This is a genomic window from Thioclava sp. PTB-PU3-1, from assembly GCF_055666785.1.
On sequence record NZ_JBVNVL010000001.1, the window covers coordinates 1,148,368 to 1,166,691 of the forward strand.

Genomic DNA, 18,324 nt, shown 5'->3' on the forward strand with positions numbered 1-18,324 from the left:
CATCAGACAGCTATGAAAATTTAGGAGGATGCACATTCACCTGCGCCCGAGAAATTGCGGAAGTGGTGCGTGGCGAATGTTCGGAAGATAACTGATCATTAGCATCAGTAGCATTGGAGTGAACATGGTCTTCTGCCGGATCGCAATGCCGAGGTTGGCGGTAGTATTGGCCAATGCCAACCAGCTAATCAGCACATAAACAGTAAACAAAATCCGCTGAAAGCGCGTCAAATTTGAGCCGCGCTTCATTATCCCGACCACTCCCCCGATGAATATAACCAGTAGTATTAAGTTTTCTAGGCTCACAACTAGACCGAGGCCGCTTCGAGCTTCGAATAAAAGCGGCCGGAAGACGTACATGAACATTCTCGATGGCACTGACGCGTTGGCTATGTCAACTGAACTCCCACCTTCGTCGTTGTAATTCTGGCGCTGGTCCACGTAAGAAATGACACTTTCGCTCGAAATGTTGTCCTCAAGACCGACGTAGTTTAGCGCGACTACAACTACGCCGGCTGCCATTGGTATAATGATCGAGCTGATCAGCACCTTCATTGTTAAAGAAACTTTGCTAGCCAACGAAAATGCGAGAGCTAAACCGATCATCAGGAAGCCAGCCATGTGTGGGCGTATCGCGAGCATGGCAACAAAGGCGATCAGGAGCGACGGAAAACGCCGATACGGCGCTGAGGACGCCCAACATATCAAACCAACCGCGAAGAAAGCGATGCTATCTTTGCCGATTGCGGTGCTCCAGAAGCTAAACCCGGGCATGAACGGTAGAATATTGACGACTTTGCGTGCTCGACGCGACTTGGTTGCAAACATTTCGCGCATCGCAGCGAAAAAAGCAATCAAACCGATGCTTCCCAAGATGTTAAAGACGAAAAACGAGCCGCCATATGAAAGTTGCAAGCCTTGGGCGAAGATAGAATTAAAGAAAATCACAAAGCGAGTGCCAAGCGCAGGGCCCTGATCCCAAGTTAGCGAACGGAGATAATAAAGCATCGTGTCCGCTGGGTTATTCATCGAATAAAAAATGTACACAACGCAGAATAGAGAGTGCCAAGTGTAGAGCCCTATTCCGTATCGCGTCGGAACTAGAAAAAAACGACACAGCCCGATAATGAGCATCAGCCCGAAGATCCAGATGGCCGAAAGGGAGAACACCTCCCAGCCCGTATCCGCGAAGCCGATCAACGACCGCGAGCCTCTGCTTCGATTATACTGTTACGCCACACATGGGTGTAGCCCTCTACCATATGATCCAGTGTGAAGTTGTTTAGAATACGATTACGGCAGGCAGCCTTCACTGCGGGGTCGGACAGGCCTGGCGCCAAGCTGAGAATTGCTTCCGCCAAACTTTGCGGATCGCGCGGTGGAACAATGCTTCCAGTTTCACCCACAATCGTAGCGCTGTCCCCCACATCGGTGACCACGCAGGGAGTGCCGCAAGACATCGCCTCTGAAATGACATTAGGAAAGGCTTCACCGAAAGCGCTGCTCAACACATGCAGATCGAGGCCATTCATCACAGCTGGGATGTCGGACCGCGGCCCCACGAGCGTAACACGGTCGCCGAGCTGTTTTTCCGCGAGCAGCGCGGTGATCTCATCATTGTCTCTTGTCAAACCAGGACCAATCAGAAGTAGATGTGCGTCTGGCCGCACCTTTGCCACCTCAGCAAAGCCCAATATCAGATTCTTGTGATCTTTCTGCGGATTATAGCGAGCCACGCACCCCAAAAGAAACTGGTCATCATCGATGCCGAATTCGATGCGGATTGCGGTTCGCGCAGCATCATTAGGCTGAAAGGCGTCCGTGTTGTAGCCATTGTGCACGACGATCAATTTGTTTTCCGGGTAGCCTATCTCACGGTGAACGACTTTACCTTTTTTCGAACAGGTAATGATGCGGCTTGGTAACCAAGAACTTACAAGGGAGTTTAACCGCACCAGCTGTCGAGTGGTCCATTTGGTGCCCCGGCCATCCAAAGTGGTGTGGTGCAATCCCCACACAATAGCCCGGCCCCCTGAGCGCCAGGCGGCGTATCCGCCCAAGAGGTCCGCGTGATACATCCAGCATTGCACCACGTCGGGCGCGGCGCGGCGCACCATTCCGGTCAGCTTCATCAGCTTGAGCGGCGAAGGCAGCGAGGGGCGCAGCCCGAGATACGACACGTCAAAGCCCTCGGCCTCCATCTTGGGCCCGTATTTCCCCGGCCCCATGAGCGAGATCACCTTGTGCTCGAAGTCATGTGCCGTGCGGATGAGGTTGTACAGCACCGCCTCGGCGCCGCCGTCGTTCAGGCCGGTGATGATATGCAGCGCGACGGGTTTCTCAGAAGTCATAGGAGAACCTTTCGAGGTCGTCGGCATAGCAGCGGGCCAGCGTGTCGCGCATCCCGGGGGTATAGGCCTCGCGGTAGCGGAAGGGATCGGCGGTGCGGTTGAGATGCCCGATCTCGACTCGGCGGCCAAGGGTTTCCTCGAGGAACGGCAGGTATGTGCCGGTGTCCTCGATGCGCCCCAGATGCGCGACACCCACCTGCCCCGCCCGGGTCAGCAGGAACTGGGTCTGCGGGCGGAACACGTAATCCTCGCGCCCCAGCTCGCGGCCCGGCAGCCACTCCATGACGAACCGTTCGAAACTGGCGAACTCGGCGCCGCGGTAGCGTTCGGCATGGCGGATCTGCGCACCGTCGGTCATTTCGGCCCCCTTGCGGGCGAAATTCCAGGCGGAATAGGCCCGCGCCCAGGGGTTGCGGGTGACCGCCAGCGAGGGCAGCGCGCGCAGCAGGTCGGGGCGGACCCGTTCGATGTCACGCACCCGGAAATGCCCCATGAAGCGGCCGTAGAGCGCATTGTTGATCGAGGTGCCGCCGTTCTTGGGCACGTGGACAAAGATCAGCCCGGTCTGCTGCCAGGCATAGGCACGGCGCAGAACCAACTGGCCCAGCAGCAGGCTGTCGGGCACCAAGCTCTTGATGCGGTTCCTAAGCTCATGTGCCATCTCGGTTCCCCCTTCCCTGCCGCCTCAGCGTCCGCTGGCGTCGGCGCGGCGGGCCATGGCCTGCGCGATGGCGGCCCGGTAGCCCGTCCAGGCGTGGACCGGAAGGAAGGCTTCGGCGATCTCGGATGCATGCGACGGCTTGCCGGTCGCCAGCGTTTCCTCGATCGCATCGGCCATGGCGGTGGCGTCGCCGATCGGGACGCAGCGCACCGCCTGCCCATCCTCGATCCGGTCCGCGATGCCGCCGGTGTTGCGGGTGGCGACCACCGGCGTGCCGCAGGCGAGCGCCTCGATCACCACATTGCCGAAGCCCTCGAACCGCGAGGACAGCACGAAGGCATCGGAGCGCGCGATCTCGGCAAAGGGATTGTCCGAGAACCCGGGCAGGTCGACCCGGTCCGCGACACCCAGCGCGCGCGCCTGCTCCAACAGGGAATCGCGCAACGGCCCTTCGCCGAGGATCACCAGCCGGGTGTCGGGAAAGCGGGTCATGGCCGCCAGCGCCCGGATCAGCGTGCCCAGGTCCTTGTCCGCCACCAGCCGGGCCGCGCAGGCCAGCACGGGCGTGGTCTTGTCGGCCAGCCAGGGATGGGCCGGAGCCTCGGTCATGCGGCGGTGGATCATGGGCGTGTCCACGGGGTTGGGCACAACGGCCACCTGGCCGGCAGGGCGGCCGAAATCCGTCATGAGCACCCGCGCCACCGGATCCGAGACCGCGACGAACGTGTCCGCTAGGGGATAGACCCGATGCATCAGCTTCAGCAGCAGGCGCCCCTTGCGGCTGGTGATGCGACTCGGGGTCTGGATGTTGTGCTCGCTGACCACGCGCGCCGTGGACAGCCCGGCCAGGGCCGCCGCCAGCAGCGCCGCGGCATTGGCTTGGGGCACGGCAGAGACCAGCGCATCGGGGCGCGCGGTCCGCAGGTAGCGCCGGAACCTGCCGATGCTGGTGAGGGCACGGCCCGCGCCCAGCGTCACCACCTGCACGCCGTCGGGGACAAGGGCGGCGTAGCGGCCCTCGCTCTCCAGCAGCACGAGATCCACCCACGCCACCTCGCGGACGGCCTCGCGGGCGACGTCGAGGATCACCCGTTCGGCCCCGCCGCCCCGCAGGGACGGCAGCAGGAAGGTCAGGTGGGACAGCGGCCGAACCGTCATGGGGTTCTCCAGTGCGACAGGTCGCGGTCGAGCAGTTGCTCCAGTTTCCGGACCTCCGGTTCGAACTGGCGGCGCAACTCCGCCACGAAGGCGGGGTCCAGCGGCTGGCGGGGGGCGACCTGCTTGTTGGCATGGCGCAGCTGGGTCAGCAGGCCCAGTCCGCGCTTCAGGCCCAGCCTGTTGCGGACGACACGCCCCAGGGAGATCAGCCGCGTCAGCAGCACCGAGCGGGGCCGGTGGGCCTGGTTCGTCGCCGCGAGGTCCAGCGGCGCATCGGGCTGCGGCAGCCCGAGGAAATCGAGCACCCGTGCCAGCGTTCCCGCGGGATCGCGAGACATGTCCTCGAGGAAGACGAAGCAGACCCTGTCGCGCGGGACCACCTCCAGAAGCCGCGCGACCTGGCTGCCAAGGGCGCAGGCGCGGGCGTATTGCAGGTGGCTTTTCTGGTTGGACAGGCGCGGCAGGTTGCGCCCGTCGGCCCGCGCCGCCTGCAGGCCCCAGGCCTTGCGGAAATCCGGCTCGTCCTCGTCGCCGCTGAAGAAGACCTGCCCGTGCAGCGAAGGCACCATCTCGGCGGGGTTGCGCAGGCAGACGATGTAGCGCGCGGTTGCGTCGGTGAACCGTTCGATTCCCGGCACGGCGGTCTCCGAGAACAGATACCAGGTCGACCCCTCGCCCACGGCCAGGTGTTCGGAGCCTGCGTCGCGGAACAGTTCAAGGTAGCCTGCCTCGTCATGGATGAAACGAAAGCTGTCGTCGGTGTTGAAGTAATGCGGCTCCTTGAAGGTGCTCATGAACACCCCGGGATGCTGACCCAGCCAGTCCGCCAGCGAGGTGGTGCCGCATTTCGGGGCGCCCAAGATGAAGAAATCGGGTCGTTTCATGCGAAAGGCTCCTAGCGGTGCAGGCCGAGCGCGGAGCTGTCGATGCCCAGTCGGCGCAGGGCGGCGATTTCCAGCAGGACGTTCCAGGCCAGCAGCGTGAAGGCGGTGGCCGTGGCGGCTCCGATCATGCCGAAGCGCGGGATCAGCAGCGCGTTCAGCACCAGGTTGCCTGCCGCCGCGAGCAGGACACCGTACATCACCAGACGCTCGTGCCCGGACATGTTGAGCAGCATCACCACCGGCCCGAAGAAGGTATTGGCCATCTGCCCGGCGATGAGCACCATCATGGCCCCGTAGGCCGCGCTGTATTCGCTGCCGAAACCCGTGCCGATCAGCCATTTCCCGAAGACGACGCAGACCAGCGCCACCAGGCAGCCGGCACCGAAGCCGATCCGCGCCACGAAGGTGATCATGCGCCGCAGCCCGTCCATGTCCCCCCTGGCATGCATCTGCGCAATGCGCGGCTGCACGGCGAGGTTGAGCGTGTTCAGGGCCGTGGCGCTGAGTGCGGCCAGGCTGACCGCCACCTTGTAGATGCCAGCCTCGGCAGCGGGGCGCATGCTGCCCAGCATCACCATGTCGAGGTTGCGGTTCACCACCAGGGCGCTGCTGGCCACGCCCAGCACCATGCCGGCGCGGATCCAGTCGCGGTGCAGGGTCCGGGCCTCGGCATCGTTGTCGGGGTCGGGTGCGACGCGGCGCAGCAGTAGCAGCCCCGCAACGAAGGCCAGCCCCGTGGCCACGAGATTCACCAGCAGCGCGCCCTGTGCCTGCATCCCGCCCGCGCCGCTGTCCGCCCCCGTTCCCGGGCTCAGCACCAGCACTGCCGAGACCAGCGCCAGGATCAGGGCGGGGCGGAACAGCATCTCGGGCAGTTGTCCCTGGATGACATGGCCCAGGCCGCGCAGCGCTGCCGCGCGCAGGGCGCCCACGGACATCAGCGGCAGCAGGGCAAGGACCATCAGCAGAAGCGGCAGGGTCAGGGTCTGGCTGAAGACCAGCGGCGCCAGCAACCAGACCGGTATGACCATGGCGGCGGACACCGCCAGCACCGCCAGCGTGGTCCAGGACCACAGGCGGTACATCTGAAGGATCTCGCCGGACTGCTTCAGGCGGGCGGTGTCACGCACCACCAGCGTCGGCAGGCCCAGTTGCACCGGCACCGCCAGCAGCGTGGCGATGGACAGCGCGTAGCTGTAGATCCCGAACTCGGTCGTGCCCATCCCGCGCGCCAGCACCACCGACAGCACAAAGGCCACCACCATGCTGCCCGCTTGCAGAACAAGCATGCTGGCACCGGTGCCAAGTAGCCTGCGGGTCGTGGTGGAGGTCATCGAAATGGGCCTTGTCAAAAAAAGAAGGGGGGCGGGTGAACACCCGTTACTTCCCATAATATTCTCGGAACCACTCAACAAATTGCGCGATCCCATCTTTGAAATCAGTTTCTGGACGGTAGCCCGTCAATTCTTGCAGCAGCGTCGCATCAGCCCAAGTCGCTGGCACATCCCCCATCTGCATTGGCATGTAGTTGCGTTCGGCTTTCTGCCCGAGGCTGTCCTCGATCGCATCGATGAAGTCCAAAAGGCGCACTTTGTCGGAATTGCCGATATTCACCACCCGGTATGGCGCGACCGGAGACAGACTATCCCATTCCGGGATCTCGTCGCGTGACGCTGGACGCACTGGAACCGCATCAATCAGCAAACGGATACCGCGCACAAGATCATCGACATAGGTAAAGTCGCGATACATGTCGCCATGGTTGTAGATATCGATCGGGCGACCATCGAGAATGGCATCAACGAATTTATAGAGTGCTAGATCGGGGCGCCCCCAGGTGCCATAGACCGTGAAGAAGCGGAACATCGTCACCGGCAGGTTCCACAGATGGGCATAAGAATGCCCCATCGACTCGGTCGCCTTCTTCGTCGCCGCGTAGATCGTCAGCTGCGTGTCCGCTTTCTCGGTCTCGGTGAAGGGCATCTCTTCATTCGCGCCGTAGACCGACGAGGTAGAGGCCATCAGCAGGTGCTGCACTTCCAACCGGCGCGCCACCTCCATCACATTGAACGTGCCAATCACATTCGCATCGATATAGGCCCGCGGGTTCTCCAAGCTGTAACGCACGCCCGCTTGGGCCGCGAGGTGGACGATCACATCGGGTTTGAACTCATCCGCGACTTGATCAAGCAGGACCTGATCTTCGAGCATCCCTTCTGTCGCCGAGAAGCTCTGGCTCTGCAGCAGCATTGCGTGGCGACGTTGCTTGAGACTGACATCGTAGTAATCCGTCATTCCGTCATAGCCGTGAACGCGGAAACCTTCTGCAAGGAGTAACTTCGCGAGATGGAAGCCGATAAATCCAGCTGTCCCGGTGATCAGAACGCGCCTTTGGCCCTGTGCCTCAGTCATTTTTTGAATTTCCGTCCGTATCTTTATTTGCGCCGTAACTAACTTCGGCCTCGAGCGCTTCGATCTCGGCCTTCAGCGCCTCATATTCCGCGACCTTTCGTTCAAGAAACCGGCGCGTCAGAGAGCTTTTTTCGGCAACCCCTTTCGGCGTCAAAATATATGCGTAACGATGCTTATGTTTTGACGCCGAGAAATTGCCGAGCTTAACCAACCCCTTGTCGACAAAGGCCTTCAGAACGTAGTTGATTGCCCCGACACTGATGCCGACGTGTTGAGAAAGCTCGCGCTGACTTATTGAAGGCTTCTCTTCGATAAGACGTAGGATGCGATATCGAGCATCCTCGCGAGCTCGATCCTGAACCTCACTCACCGCGCTGCACCCCCATCAATTGCTACCGCACGAGAGCTGACCGCGGTCCGCCTCGTGACAATGGCTTGATTTGATGAATACATGGCGAGCATGGCGTTCAATTTTGAACGTAGCTCATCGCCCGAGGATGCACAACCGAGGAGAAGGAAGCAGCGTGGACCTTTTGTCCATGTCAGCAGAGGACCGCCCAGCGCTGTCCACCTGATGGCGCGCCACGTCCCGATAGGCAAGCGAAATACATATCTCTAGCAGCTAAGTGCGAAGTTCCGCCCATCGGCGACTAGCCTTGCGCGTTAAGCCCCTGAGACCTTCATTGACGAAGAACGGGCGCAACGGGCAAGAGGCGACCCACCCGGAAGACCGCGTGGCGACTGAGGTAGCTCTGCAAACGTTGAATGAAACCCTCTAGGGTCATGATGATCATTACCGAAGCATGGCTCTGAGTTGAGAGAGGCGCTCTATGTCAGCTTTTCTTTTCATAAATTTGAAAGGCGTTGGAAGAAAATTTGACAGCCAATTTGACAGCCCGAGACAAACCATCTCAGCCATGCATTGGCGCCGCCAGGATTACTACTCAAAACGCGATCGGCTCGAGGAGCCCTGAGATCACCGCAAGTCGCCCCCCTTCCCCGTAGCGCTCACGCCCCAGCGCATGCCCCATCACATCACGCCGGATCCGCTCATCGATCCCAGCGGCAAGCATCCGATCCTCAAACGCATGTCGCAGGCTGTAGAGAGAATGCCTATCGCTCTCGAGGAGACCAGCATCCCGCAGATAGGTGTTCACCGTGGCGCTAAGCGTGGCAGAGCTCTCGCGATAACGCGAAAACCCATTCGGGAACGCTCGCATCGCCTCGAGCGACACCCCGTGAAGCGGCATCACCCGCTCTGCATTCTGCGTCTTCAGGACACGCCCGATCGGCTGCAGCAGCAAATGCGGGATCGGATCGTCGAGCCGAATCTCCTCGGGCCGCAGCGCTGCGATCTCGCTCGGTCGGAGCCCAGTATTCACCATCACCAGCAGGATTGCCCGCGCCTGCGGCTCCAGCCCATCGAGCGCACCGGGGGCCAGCAAGCGGTCCCGGGTCCAGTCGTCCGAGAAGGACGGTCGCCGCGCCGCTTTCCCCTGCCGGAAGCCGAGATCCTCAAGCGGCAGTTCGAGCCCGAGCCGCTTGTCGCGGTTCACGCGCCTCAAGACCGCGCTGAGATGCGTCAGATCCTTGTTCGCGGAATTCGCGGTGAGCCCCTCGCACGCCATCCGCTCTGCCCACCAGTCGCGAAAATCGAGGAAATCATCGCGCGTCAGATCATCGAGCGGCTTGTCCCCGACAACCGCGATGAAATTCTGCACCGCCTTGATATGCGGATAGCGCCAGCGCCGGACCTGATCCGCGCTCTTGCCCAAGGTCTTGTCACGTGCGAGCCCCCAGAATAGCTCGAGCCCCCGCGATACGGTGATCAACGGCAGCTCCGCCCCACCCAAAAGGGAGTCCGCTCCGAGCGGGTCGCGCATCTCGTCGCTGGCTACCAGATCGATACGCGCGAGTAGCTCTTGCACAGGCAGACGCGCCACCTTGCGCGCATCGAGAAACCGGTAGCCTCGCGCCTTCGCAAACCGCTTGGCCGCAGCAAACCGCGCCTCCGCGTCTTCCGTGTCGCCATCGAGCATCGCCTCCCAGACCTCGACCTGCTCGGCCCAGAGCACCGGGGCCTTCTCTCGCGCCACCCGCTCTGACCCCGTCCGGAGACTGATCACCACTTCGCGGCGCGGATCGACAGAGGCATACCCCTTGGGAACCCGCCGACGCAGATGCCAGACCTCGCCACGCTTGGTGATATTCATCGCACCCCTCCAGGAAAGAGCTTTGTGTATCACCATGTGTAGCACGAAAGCCTTCCCTAGGGAATCAAATTCAACGTAAATAACTGATTTATTTGTATTTTTTGCGATCCTTACTTGAAAATCGAGATGTATATGTCGGAGAGGAATTCCGCCAAAAAGCCCCGAGAAGGGAACATGAGATCACGCCGCGCCTACGTCAGACGCGCCGGGCGTGATCGATCACCTGAGCAAGCACACCAGCGGCCATTTCCCTCGCGGACCGGGCATGTGCGACATATCCGAAGGGTTCGACAAGCCGCGCAATTCCCGCGTCCTCCACCCCGGCGGCACTCAAGGCCGCTTCGCGCAATTGACGCGCCCGAAGGCTTCCCTGCGCCCCGATATAGAAAGCGCGAGTCTCCAAGGCATGCGTCAAAAGTGCGGTTTCGCGCTCATGGTCGTGGAAGAAAAGCGTGACGGCCGTGCGATAATCGACATGGGCCGTATCGGGCCAGGTCTTGCCGGAAAACGCGCATGCGCCTGCAATGCCATCGCGCGTCTCCTCGGCTCCGGCATATAGCGTGACCGGCAATCCCGCAGCCTGCGCAAGCGCGGAAAAGCCCCGAGGCTCGGGACCGTCGCCAAAGACCAGAACCCGCACTTTGGGGCGCAAGGTCATCGTCAGACCGCCGCGCGTCGCGCCGTTTTCGATCTGGCCATCCGGCAGCACCGTCAGCGTCGCATTTTCACGCGCGACCAGACGGCGATGCACCACGTCCAGAACCTCACGATCCGGGGCTGGCAGCAAGGTTACTTCCAGCCCTCCCCCACAAGGCAGTTGAATATCCATGAAAGGCGACCCGCGCCCGTAACGCAGCACCGTCGGAGCGCCGGTTTTCAACGCCTCCACCGCGTGAAGCGCGACATCCTCGTCGATACATCCCGACGACAAATTGCCGAACCGCCGCCCGGCACCATCGACTGCCATGCCAGAGCCGAGCGGGCGATATGACGGCCCCTCGACATGGCTGATGAAACACAGACACATTGGCCCCGGCCCCAAGAACCGAGCCAAGGGCCATTCGGTCTCGCATAGAACTGTCGTTGACTGATCCATGCCATTTACCCTCTTAGAAAGGTGTCCGTTTCTCTGCATATCTCGAACTCGGATCGGCGTCCCAAAGTCGCCCCGCCTCCTTGCGACGAAGCTCATCCAATCCCGTTGCGTGCGGCCAACGCGACTCGCCGCGACGTCTTCGGACGGTTTCGCTTCGCAGGTTCAAATCTCGCGCTCTCTCCCGGACCTACGCGCCGCGCTTTGACCCGAGAGAGAGGAGTAGATCGATCACAGCGCCTGGGATCTCTTAACCGATAATCAGCACTGGAAAGGAGGCCACGAGGATCAGCACACCCAGCATCACGCCGACATAGGGCAGCGCACCGGCAAAGATGGATTCCAGGGAGACGCTCCGGTCTCCAAGCGTCGAATGCACCGTGAAGATCGAAATCCCGAAGGGCGGTGTGAGCAACCCGACCTCGACCGCAATCACCGTGATGATGCCGAACTGGATCAAGTCGTAACCAAGGTGCTGCGCGATCGGAGCTGCGATAGGAACCACGATCAGCAGGATCGAACTGCTATCCAGGATCATACCGAGAAGCAGCACCAGCAGCACATAGACGATCAGGAACCCGACCGGGCCAAAGCCGCTGCCGCTCACAAAGGCGCCGATAGCGGCCGGGATACCTGCGACGGCAAGCATCTGGCTGTAGAAGCCAGCGGCCACCAGCAGCGCGAGGATGCCGACCGAGATGGTGCCGGTCTGGCTCAGCACCGCCCAGCAACCGCGCAGGTTCAGGCTACGCCGGAAGATCGCAATGATCAGCGCCGCGAAGGCTCCGACGCCCCCGGCTTCCGTCGGGGTGAAGAACCCGGAATAGAGCCCGCCAAGAACGAAGGTCACCAGCACGATGATCGGGACGATCTTGCGCAGGAGCTCGCCCGTCGACAGGTCATCATAGGCCTGCGCCTCGGGGTCGGTCTCTTGGGCCTTGGGAGAGGCAAAGACGATGCCGGGCGCGAATTTCGCGGCCAACAGGATCCACAGCACGAAGCCCGTCGCCAGCAGCGCGCCAGGCACCAGCCCTGCAATGAACATCCGGCCGATGGATTGCTCGGCCAACACACCGTAGATGATCAGAAGCAGGCTCGGTGGGATGAGCATGCCGAGAACCGAACTGCCCGCGACGGTGCCCGCGGAAAACGAGGGCGAATAGCCGTGGCGCGTCATCTCAGGCACGGCGACCTTGGTGAAAACCGCTGCCGAGGCGATGGAAACGCCGGTCACGGCGGCAAAGACAGTGTTGGCGGCCACGGTGGCGATGCCGAGGCCGCCAAGCAGGCGGCGCAGCAGCGCCTCGGCGACGTCGAACGTATCCTTGCCCACATTCGAGATGCTGACGAGGTGCCCCATCAGAACAAAGAGCGGGATCGTCGCGAAGAGATAGTTGGCAACCCCATTGTAGGCGGCGATGGACATGAGCCGCATGGAAAGGTCGAAATTGCCGCGAATGATCCAGACCCCGGCAAAGGCCACGACCAGAAGCGCCACGGCGATGCGCATCCCCAAGAGCACGAGCGCGAAGAGCACGCCAATGAGGATCAGTCCTATGGTGATGCTGCTCATGTCAGAAGTGCTCCTCAGTCGGGCGGTTCAGCAGGGTCTCGACGGCCGAAAAGATGCAGGCGAGACTGGTGACAGAGGCCCCCAGCACCACCAACAGGTGGAAAGGGAAGGTCGGCAGCGTCCAGACGCCGCGCACCCCGAAAAACTCCGAGCTGACCCAGGCGTCATGCGTATCGGGCCAGGCGGCCAGCGCCACCAGTCCGAAGATGCCCCCCCCGGCAAGCGCAAACAGGCTGTCCAGTAGCCGCACCGACCGGGGCGAAAAACGCTGGAGCCCACGCATCAGGAAATCCGACCGGATCAGGGTGCCGTTCAGCGCGGCAGCCGGCAGCAGCAGGAAGACGATGGCCACGACCGAGCGGGCCGCGATCTCGGCGACGCCGATGATCGGCGCGGCCAGAAAATTGCGACCGACCACGTCGGCGACGATCAGCAACATGATGGCAAAAATCCACAGCACGCCCACCGCCGCCATCGCGTTCAGGGCAAGCTGTAGCCCGCGCCGAAGCGCGGGCAGGCTTGTAGCCAGGAGACTGGCGCGTTGCATAGAGGCTCCCTCAGTTGCGCGCGGGATCGAAGCCATGGCTTCAGATCCCGGCGGTCCAGTCACGGGCAGGTTTGATGCCACGAGCTTCCAGTTCGCCAAAATACGCTTTGGCCACCGTTGCCGCCGCCGCGCCATTGGCCTCAAGCCAAGGCTTCGCGACGTCGGGGAGCGTCTCGGCCCAGCGTTCGCGCTCTGCAGGGGCCATTTCGGTGATCTGCAGCCCGGCGCCCTTCATCTCGGTGATCGCCTCGGTCGTGCGTTTCGTGATGTAGTCGCCATGCGCGCGCGAGGTGATACGTCCCGCTTCTTTCAGCGCGGCCTGCACGGGCTCGGGCAGCCGGTCGTAGAAGCCCTTGTTCACCGCGATCCCGCCGAAATACATCGAGCCGAAGCCGACCCGCGTCAGATGCGGCGCAACCTCGTAGACTCGAGTGGGCTGGATGCCGCTGGCGAAGGAGAGCGTGCCCTCGGAAACGCCGGTCTGGATGTCGGTGTAATAGGTGGTCAGCGCGCCATCCACCGGCGTGCAGCCGGTCTCCGCCAGCCAGTTGGCCGAGGTGCCCGGCGCGTTGAGGCGGCGGTTCCGGATGTCATCGACCGAGGTGATGGGGAATTTGGCGTAGACGTCGTAGCTGTCGGTCACCAGCGAGGACAGATGCACCATGTTCTGGTCGGTCCACCCTGCGCGCAGCTCCGGCAGTTCGTCGGTCAGCTTGTCGAAGATGTCGATGGTGACGTTATGATCGACATTCGCGAAGGGGGTGAAATAGGTCACGTTCTGCAGCGGCATCGCCGAGCCTTCCCAGACCGTCCCCACCATGCCGACATCGACGATGCCGTCGCGCACCGCCGTGCGGGTGTCCTTGAACTTGTAGAGCGTGCCGCCGTAGTTCTCGTTCCAGCTCACGGAATACTCGCCGCCCGCATCCGCCAGCAGCTTTTCGAGCGCCGGTTGCAGTGCGTTCTGCATGGCGTAGACCCAGATATTGTTGGTCGGGTGGCTCGACCCGATCTGAATCGAGATGTTCTGAGCCGCGATGCTGCGGGTGTTCAGAAAGGGCAGCGCCAAGGCTGCCGAGGACATGGCCACAAAGGCCCTGCGTGTGGTTGTCATTAGTATCCTCCTCCCAAGGATGGTTCTTGTTGTACGCGCTTTTTTTCGTGTCTGGCCTGACCTCGCTGCGCGCCAGCGGATCAGGTCGGCCCAGCCTCCTCCGGTTGGGCCAACGCATCGGAAAAATTGGTGAAAAAGGCGTCGGTCAGCTTCTGCGCCGTGGCGCCGATCAGCCGGTTGCCGAGAGAGGCGAGCTTCCCGCCCACCGCGATATCGGCGTCATAGCAAAGCCGCGTGCCGTCCGCCTCGGGCGCCAGCGTCACCTGCGCCGCCCCCTTGGCGAACCCCGCGACCCCACCCGAGCCTTTGCCGGACAACGTGCAGGATTGGCCGGGCACGATATCGCTCAGCGTGACCGCGCCCTTGAAGCGGGCCGAAACCGGGCCGATCTTGAGCTTCACCACAGCAGTGAATTCGGTTTCGCTTAGCTGTTCGAGGCTTTCGCAGCCGGGAATGGCTTCGGCCAGCACGTCACGGTCGAAGAGTGCCGCCCAGACGGTCTGGGGGTCGGCGCTCAGGAGCTGCTCTCCTTCAAGCTTCATGGATCGGTCCTTTGCTTTCGGGCCGCGTCGAGCGCATCAAGGATGCGCAGCGGCGTCATGGGTGTCTGGGTGAGCCGTGCGCCAAAGGGGCGCAGCGCGTCATTCACCGCGTTCATCGCGGCGGCGCCGGCAGCGGCGGTTCCCGCTTCGCCCACGCCCTTGGCGCCAAGGATCGTGTCCTCGGTGGGCGTCTCGATATGGGCGATTTCGATATCGGGCATCTCGCAGGCCATGGGCACGAGATAATCGGCGAGCGACCCGTTGGTGAGCTGGCCGTCGGCGTCGTACTGGCATTCCTCGAAGAAGGCGGGGCCAAGCCCCTGCACGACGCCGCCGCGGATCTGTTCGTCGACCAGAAGCGGGTTGATGATGCGACCGCAATCCTCGACGACCCAATGTTTCAGGATCCGCACGATGCCGGTCTCCACATCGACCTCGACCAGACTGCCCTGAATGCCGTTGGTGAAATCGAACGGGTAGCCGGAGGGCGCGAAATGATGCGCGACGGTCAGCGAATGATCGACCCCGTCGGGCAGCGTGTCGGGCCGGTAGGTGGCGACGCGGCCAATCTCTTCGAGCGTGATGCGCGCCTCGCCCGTGGCGACATCGACAACCGCGCCATCTTCGAGCCGCAGTGTCGCCGGATCGGCCTGCAGTAGCGCGCCCGCCAAAGTCAAAATCCGCTCGCGCAACTTGCGTCCGGCGCGCAGCGCCGTCTCGCCGCCGATGCCGGCGCCCCGGCAAGCCCAGGTGGCGCCGCCGCTTGGCGTGGTCGCGGTGTCGCCCGTGGTGACGCTCACCCGTTCGGGTGAAACACCCAGCTGATCGGCGACCACCTGCGCGATGATCGTCTCGGTGCCCTGCCCTTGCTCGGTGACCGAGATGGCACAATGGATGTCGCCAGAGGGCGTCATCCGCACCACTGCACCGTCCTGCGCGGAGATCCGCGCCCCGCCGACGCCGTAGAAGGCCGCGCCGGGATTGGTGATCTCGACAAAGGAGGCGATGCCGAACCCGCGATAGATGCCCTGTTCGCGCAGCCGAGCCTGATCGGCACGTAGCGCGTCGGGGTCCATCATCTCGCGCAGCTTGGCCAGACTGGCCTGATGCGAGAGCTTCTCGAACTGATAGCCGGTGGCCGACACATGCGGATAGGCATCGTCGGCAATCAGGTTGCGGGCACGGATCTCGAACGGATCGAGGCCCGTGACCTCCGCCGCCCGTTCAACCAGCGCCTCGGTCACCGCACAGGCGATGGGATGCCCCACCGCGCGATACTGGCTTGTCTGCACCTTGTTCTGAAAGGCGACCTGCAGCCGGCCGCGATAATCAGGCATGTTGTAGGGAGCGCCCATGAGGCGGATCACCTGATTGCCCTCGGCAGCGCTGGTGCGCGGATAGGCCGAAACCGCGCCGACCGGCGCCAGATCATCGACGTCCATCGCGAGGATCTTGCCCTCCGCGTCCAGCGCCATGCGGCCTTTCACGATATGATCGCGAGCGTGGATGTCGGAAAGAAAGCTCTCCAGCCGGTCGGCCACGTAGCGCACCGGGCGCTCGAGGATCATGCTCGCCGCGACGGCGCCCATCTCTTCGTTATAGACATGCAGCTTCATGCCGAACGAGCCGCCCACATCAGGCGCGATGACGCGGACCTTGCCCTCGGGCAGACCGAAGTGGCGCGCATAGACGTCCTGGAACTGATAGGGTGTCTGCGTCCCGTGATGCACGGTGAGCGCGCCACTCGACGGGTCGAAATCGGCGATCACCGCGCGCGGCTCGAGCGTGACGGCGGTGTGGCGGCCGAAGGTGAAACTGGCCTCGACCACGTGCGCGGCATCGGCAAAGGCCTCGTTCACCGCTGGCGTCTCCAACAGCGCCTCGTAACAAAGATTGTCCCGCGCGCCACTGTTCGCCAAGGGCGCGCCGTCCTGCAGAGCCGCAGCGCCATCGGTCACCGGCTCGGAATCCTCGATATCCACCATCACCAAGTCGGCGGCATCCTCGGCCTCGGACCGGCTCTTGGCGATGATCATCGCCACCGGCTGGCCGGTCCACAGCACTTCCTCCTCGGCGAGGATGTTCATTGGCGGGCTCTGCATGCCTGCGAAATGATCGAGCGTGCCGACCCACGGCTTGCAACGCGCGTTCAGCTCGGCGGCTGTCAGGATCCGCACAACGCCGGGGGATTGTTCGGCTTCGCTCGTGTCGATCTCGACCAGCCGACCCTTTGCCATCGGGCTACGGACGAAGACCGCGTGCAGCATGCGCGGCAGAGCGAGATCGCTGACAAAGCGACCCCGACCTGCGAGGTGGCGACGCGCATTCTCGCGGCGCTGCGACTGGCCGATATGCAGGGTCATTTCGCCGCCTCCGTCCGGGCTGCGCGGTCGCGGGCTGTGGTGTCGATAGCGTCCACGATGGCCTCGTAGCCTGTGCAGCGGCAGTAATTACCCGACAGCGCGTCGCGAATTTCGTATCGCGTCGGCACCGGGTTCGCCTCCAGCAACGCCTGCGCGCTCATCAGCATTCCATTCGTGCAGAAACCGCATTGCAGCGCGTTGCGGTCGTGGAAATGCGCCTGAAGATCGGCCGCAGCACCGGTCTCATTCAGCCCCTCGATCGTCTCGACCGTGCTACCTTCCGCCTGCACCGCCAGCACGAGGCAGGCATGCACCGGAACGCCGTCCATAAGCACGAGACAGGCCCCGCAGGCGCCCATTTCGCAGCCCAGATGCGTGCCCGTCAGGCCCAGATCCTCGCGCAAGAAATCAGCGAGACTGGTGCGGGGGAGAACGGCTTCCTGAACCTGTTCGCCATTCACGGTCGTGCTCAACAAAACCTTCATTGAACAGCCTCCATCCGGGTCAACACCCGCCCGAGAAGGACGCGCGCGAGTTGCAGGCGACGCTCTGCCGGAAAACCGGGATCGTCGGGTGGGTCGAGATCGGTGGCCAAGGCGGCCTGAGCGCGGGCAATGGAGTCCGAAGAAAGCGGGGCGCCTTCCAGCGCGTCTTGCGCCGCGGTGGCGCGCGTCGGGGCGACACCCACTGAAAACAGCGTCACCGACGCATCGGAAACCACGCCATCGGACATATCGGCCTGTGCGGCAACGCCCACCATGGCGTAATCGCCCCGGCGACGCGCGATCTCGTCGAAGCCGAACAGCCGTCCTTCGGGAGGGAGCGGCACGTGAATGGCGGTCAGCACTTCGCCGGGGATGAGGGCTGTTTCGTAAAGGTCGAGAAAGAAATCGTCGGCGGCGATCATGCGCTGACCTTCGGGCCCCATGACCTCAAGCTCCGCCCGCATGGCCAGCACAGCAGCCGGGAATTCAGATGCCGGATCGGCAAGCGCCAGATTGCCGCCTATCGTGCCACGATTGCGAATTGCAGGGTGCGCGACATGGGGGGCAGCGCGGGAAAGCAGCGGCGCATGGCGCGCGATCAACGGATTGGCCAGCACCTCCGCATGACGGGTCATCGCACCAATGCGCAGCGTTTGGTCCTGCAGCTCGACACCATGCAGTTCGGCAATTTGCGAGATGTCGATCAGCCGCGACGGCGCCTGCAGACGCAGCGCCATCGAGGGCACGACACTGTGCCCGCCCGACAGGTAGACGGCGTCGCCTCCCGCGTCGGAATGCAGCGCCCATGCCTCAGCAAGACTGCGCGCACGCAGGTATTCGAACGATGGTAATTTCACTTATCCTCCTCCGGCCCGCAGCTCTCCCCAGCTACAAAGTGACCATTTGGTAACTTCTATAATGCAGGACA

The 18,324-nt window shown here is 62.7% G+C and carries 17 protein-coding genes; all 17 read right to left on the bottom strand.

All coding sequences use genetic code 11. From position 1 onward, the window contains the following. Positions 1-36 precede the first annotated feature (36 nt). The gene (locus ACZ7GB_RS05280; RefSeq protein ID WP_472157875.1) at positions 37-1,008 is read right to left on the bottom strand and encodes a hypothetical protein; all 972 of its coding nucleotides are present in this window, start codon (positions 1,006-1,008) and stop codon (positions 37-39) included. Positions 1,009-1,196: 188 nt separating this feature from the next. Next, positions 1,197-2,351, bottom strand: coding sequence for a glycosyltransferase family 4 protein (locus ACZ7GB_RS05285; RefSeq protein WP_472157876.1), 1,155 nt, complete (start codon positions 2,349-2,351; stop codon positions 1,197-1,199). Then, entirely contained in the window at positions 2,341-3,012 is a 672-nt protein-coding gene (locus ACZ7GB_RS05290) for a sulfotransferase family protein (RefSeq protein WP_472157877.1), read from the bottom strand. The genes ACZ7GB_RS05285 and ACZ7GB_RS05290 overlap by 11 nt, the downstream gene beginning before the upstream one ends. 24 nt (positions 3,013-3,036) lie before the next feature. Next, positions 3,037-4,170 (bottom strand): glycosyltransferase, encoded by a 1,134-nt coding sequence (locus ACZ7GB_RS05295; RefSeq protein WP_472157878.1) that lies wholly within the window; start codon positions 4,168-4,170, stop codon positions 3,037-3,039. Further along, positions 4,167-5,054, bottom strand: coding sequence for a sulfotransferase domain-containing protein (locus ACZ7GB_RS05300; RefSeq protein ID WP_472157879.1), 888 nt, complete (start codon positions 5,052-5,054; stop codon positions 4,167-4,169). The genes ACZ7GB_RS05295 and ACZ7GB_RS05300 overlap by 4 nt, the downstream gene beginning before the upstream one ends. Positions 5,055-5,065: 11 nt before the next feature. Further along, complete coding sequence (locus ACZ7GB_RS05305; RefSeq protein ID WP_472157880.1) at positions 5,066-6,388, bottom strand: flippase; 1,323 nt, start codon at positions 6,386-6,388, stop codon at positions 5,066-5,068. A 46-nt stretch (positions 6,389-6,434) separates the two neighbouring features. Beyond that, positions 6,435-7,466, bottom strand: coding sequence for a GDP-mannose 4,6-dehydratase (locus ACZ7GB_RS05310; protein WP_472157881.1), 1,032 nt, complete (start codon positions 7,464-7,466; stop codon positions 6,435-6,437). Continuing rightward, a complete protein-coding gene (locus ACZ7GB_RS05315; protein ID WP_472157882.1) occupies positions 7,459-7,836 on the bottom strand; it encodes a MarR family EPS-associated transcriptional regulator in 378 nt (125 codons plus the stop codon). The genes ACZ7GB_RS05310 and ACZ7GB_RS05315 overlap by 8 nt, the downstream gene beginning before the upstream one ends. A 574-nt stretch (positions 7,837-8,410) precedes the next feature. After that, positions 8,411-9,679 carry a DUF6538 domain-containing protein gene (locus tag ACZ7GB_RS05320; RefSeq protein WP_472157883.1) on the bottom strand — a complete coding sequence of 423 codons (1,269 nt, stop codon included), beginning with the start codon at positions 9,677-9,679 and terminating at the stop codon, positions 8,411-8,413. Positions 9,680-9,875: 196 nt separating this feature from the next. Further along, the gene (locus ACZ7GB_RS05325; RefSeq protein ID WP_472157884.1) at positions 9,876-10,775 is read right to left on the bottom strand and encodes an XdhC family protein; all 900 of its coding nucleotides are present in this window, start codon (positions 10,773-10,775) and stop codon (positions 9,876-9,878) included. 247 nt (positions 10,776-11,022) lie between these two features. Next, on the bottom strand, positions 11,023-12,345 hold the full coding sequence (locus ACZ7GB_RS05330; RefSeq protein WP_078572507.1) for a TRAP transporter large permease: 1,323 nt from the start codon (positions 12,343-12,345) through the stop codon (positions 11,023-11,025). Position 12,346: 1 nt separating this feature from the next. Next, positions 12,347-12,892 (bottom strand): TRAP transporter small permease subunit, encoded by a 546-nt coding sequence (locus ACZ7GB_RS05335; protein WP_168174801.1) that lies wholly within the window; start codon positions 12,890-12,892, stop codon positions 12,347-12,349. 40 nt (positions 12,893-12,932) lie between these two features. After that, positions 12,933-14,006, bottom strand: a complete 1,074-nt coding sequence (locus ACZ7GB_RS05340) for a C4-dicarboxylate TRAP transporter substrate-binding protein (protein WP_078601945.1) — start codon at positions 14,004-14,006, stop codon at positions 12,933-12,935. Between the two features lie 80 nt (positions 14,007-14,086). Then, entirely contained in the window at positions 14,087-14,548 is a 462-nt protein-coding gene (locus ACZ7GB_RS05345; RefSeq protein WP_078572504.1) for a CoxG family protein, read from the bottom strand. Further along, positions 14,545-16,911: a xanthine dehydrogenase family protein molybdopterin-binding subunit gene (locus ACZ7GB_RS05350; RefSeq protein WP_472157885.1), complete on the bottom strand. Its 2,367-nt coding sequence runs from the start codon at positions 16,909-16,911 to the stop codon at positions 14,545-14,547. Before ACZ7GB_RS05350 ends, ACZ7GB_RS05345 begins: the two co-directional genes overlap by 4 nt. After that, positions 16,908-17,396, bottom strand: coding sequence for a (2Fe-2S)-binding protein (locus tag ACZ7GB_RS05355; RefSeq protein ID WP_472157886.1), 489 nt, complete (start codon positions 17,394-17,396; stop codon positions 16,908-16,910). Before ACZ7GB_RS05355 ends, ACZ7GB_RS05350 begins: the two co-directional genes overlap by 4 nt. Continuing rightward, a complete protein-coding gene (locus ACZ7GB_RS05360; RefSeq protein WP_078572501.1) occupies positions 17,393-18,253 on the bottom strand; it encodes an FAD binding domain-containing protein in 861 nt (286 codons plus the stop codon). The genes ACZ7GB_RS05355 and ACZ7GB_RS05360 overlap by 4 nt, the downstream gene beginning before the upstream one ends. Between the last annotated feature and the right edge of the window lie 71 nt (positions 18,254-18,324).

Bases quoted from the DNA above. Each gene is read 5' to 3' on its own strand.
- ACZ7GB_RS05310 (WP_472157881.1), bottom strand. From the start codon at position 7,466: ATGACTGAGGCACAGGGCCAAAGGCGCGTTCTGATCACCGGGACAGCT.
- ACZ7GB_RS05305 (WP_472157880.1), bottom strand. From the start codon at position 6,388: ATGACCTCCACCACGACCCGCAGGCTACTTGGCACCGGTGCCAGCATG.
- ACZ7GB_RS05330 (WP_078572507.1), bottom strand. From the start codon at position 12,345: ATGAGCAGCATCACCATAGGACTGATCCTCATTGGCGTGCTCTTCGCG.
- ACZ7GB_RS05285 (WP_472157876.1), bottom strand. From the start codon at position 2,351: ATGACTTCTGAGAAACCCGTCGCGCTGCATATCATCACCGGCCTGAAC.
- ACZ7GB_RS05280 (WP_472157875.1), bottom strand. From the start codon at position 1,008: ATGCTTTATTATCTCCGTTCGCTAACTTGGGATCAGGGCCCTGCGCTT.
- ACZ7GB_RS05290 (WP_472157877.1), bottom strand. From the start codon at position 3,012: ATGGCACATGAGCTTAGGAACCGCATCAAGAGCTTGGTGCCCGACAGC.
- ACZ7GB_RS05335 (WP_168174801.1), bottom strand. From the start codon at position 12,892: ATGCAACGCGCCAGTCTCCTGGCTACAAGCCTGCCCGCGCTTCGGCGC.
- ACZ7GB_RS05295 (WP_472157878.1), bottom strand. From the start codon at position 4,170: ATGACGGTTCGGCCGCTGTCCCACCTGACCTTCCTGCTGCCGTCCCTG.
- ACZ7GB_RS05340 (WP_078601945.1), bottom strand. From the start codon at position 14,006: ATGACAACCACACGCAGGGCCTTTGTGGCCATGTCCTCGGCAGCCTTG.
- ACZ7GB_RS05300 (WP_472157879.1), bottom strand. From the start codon at position 5,054: ATGAAACGACCCGATTTCTTCATCTTGGGCGCCCCGAAATGCGGCACC.
- ACZ7GB_RS05345 (WP_078572504.1), bottom strand. From the start codon at position 14,548: ATGAAGCTTGAAGGAGAGCAGCTCCTGAGCGCCGACCCCCAGACCGTC.
- ACZ7GB_RS05350 (WP_472157885.1), bottom strand. From the start codon at position 16,911: ATGACCCTGCATATCGGCCAGTCGCAGCGCCGCGAGAATGCGCGTCGC.
- ACZ7GB_RS05320 (WP_472157883.1), bottom strand. From the start codon at position 9,679: ATGAATATCACCAAGCGTGGCGAGGTCTGGCATCTGCGTCGGCGGGTT.
- ACZ7GB_RS05325 (WP_472157884.1), bottom strand. From the start codon at position 10,775: ATGGATCAGTCAACGACAGTTCTATGCGAGACCGAATGGCCCTTGGCT.
- ACZ7GB_RS05355 (WP_472157886.1), bottom strand. From the start codon at position 17,396: ATGAAGGTTTTGTTGAGCACGACCGTGAATGGCGAACAGGTTCAGGAA.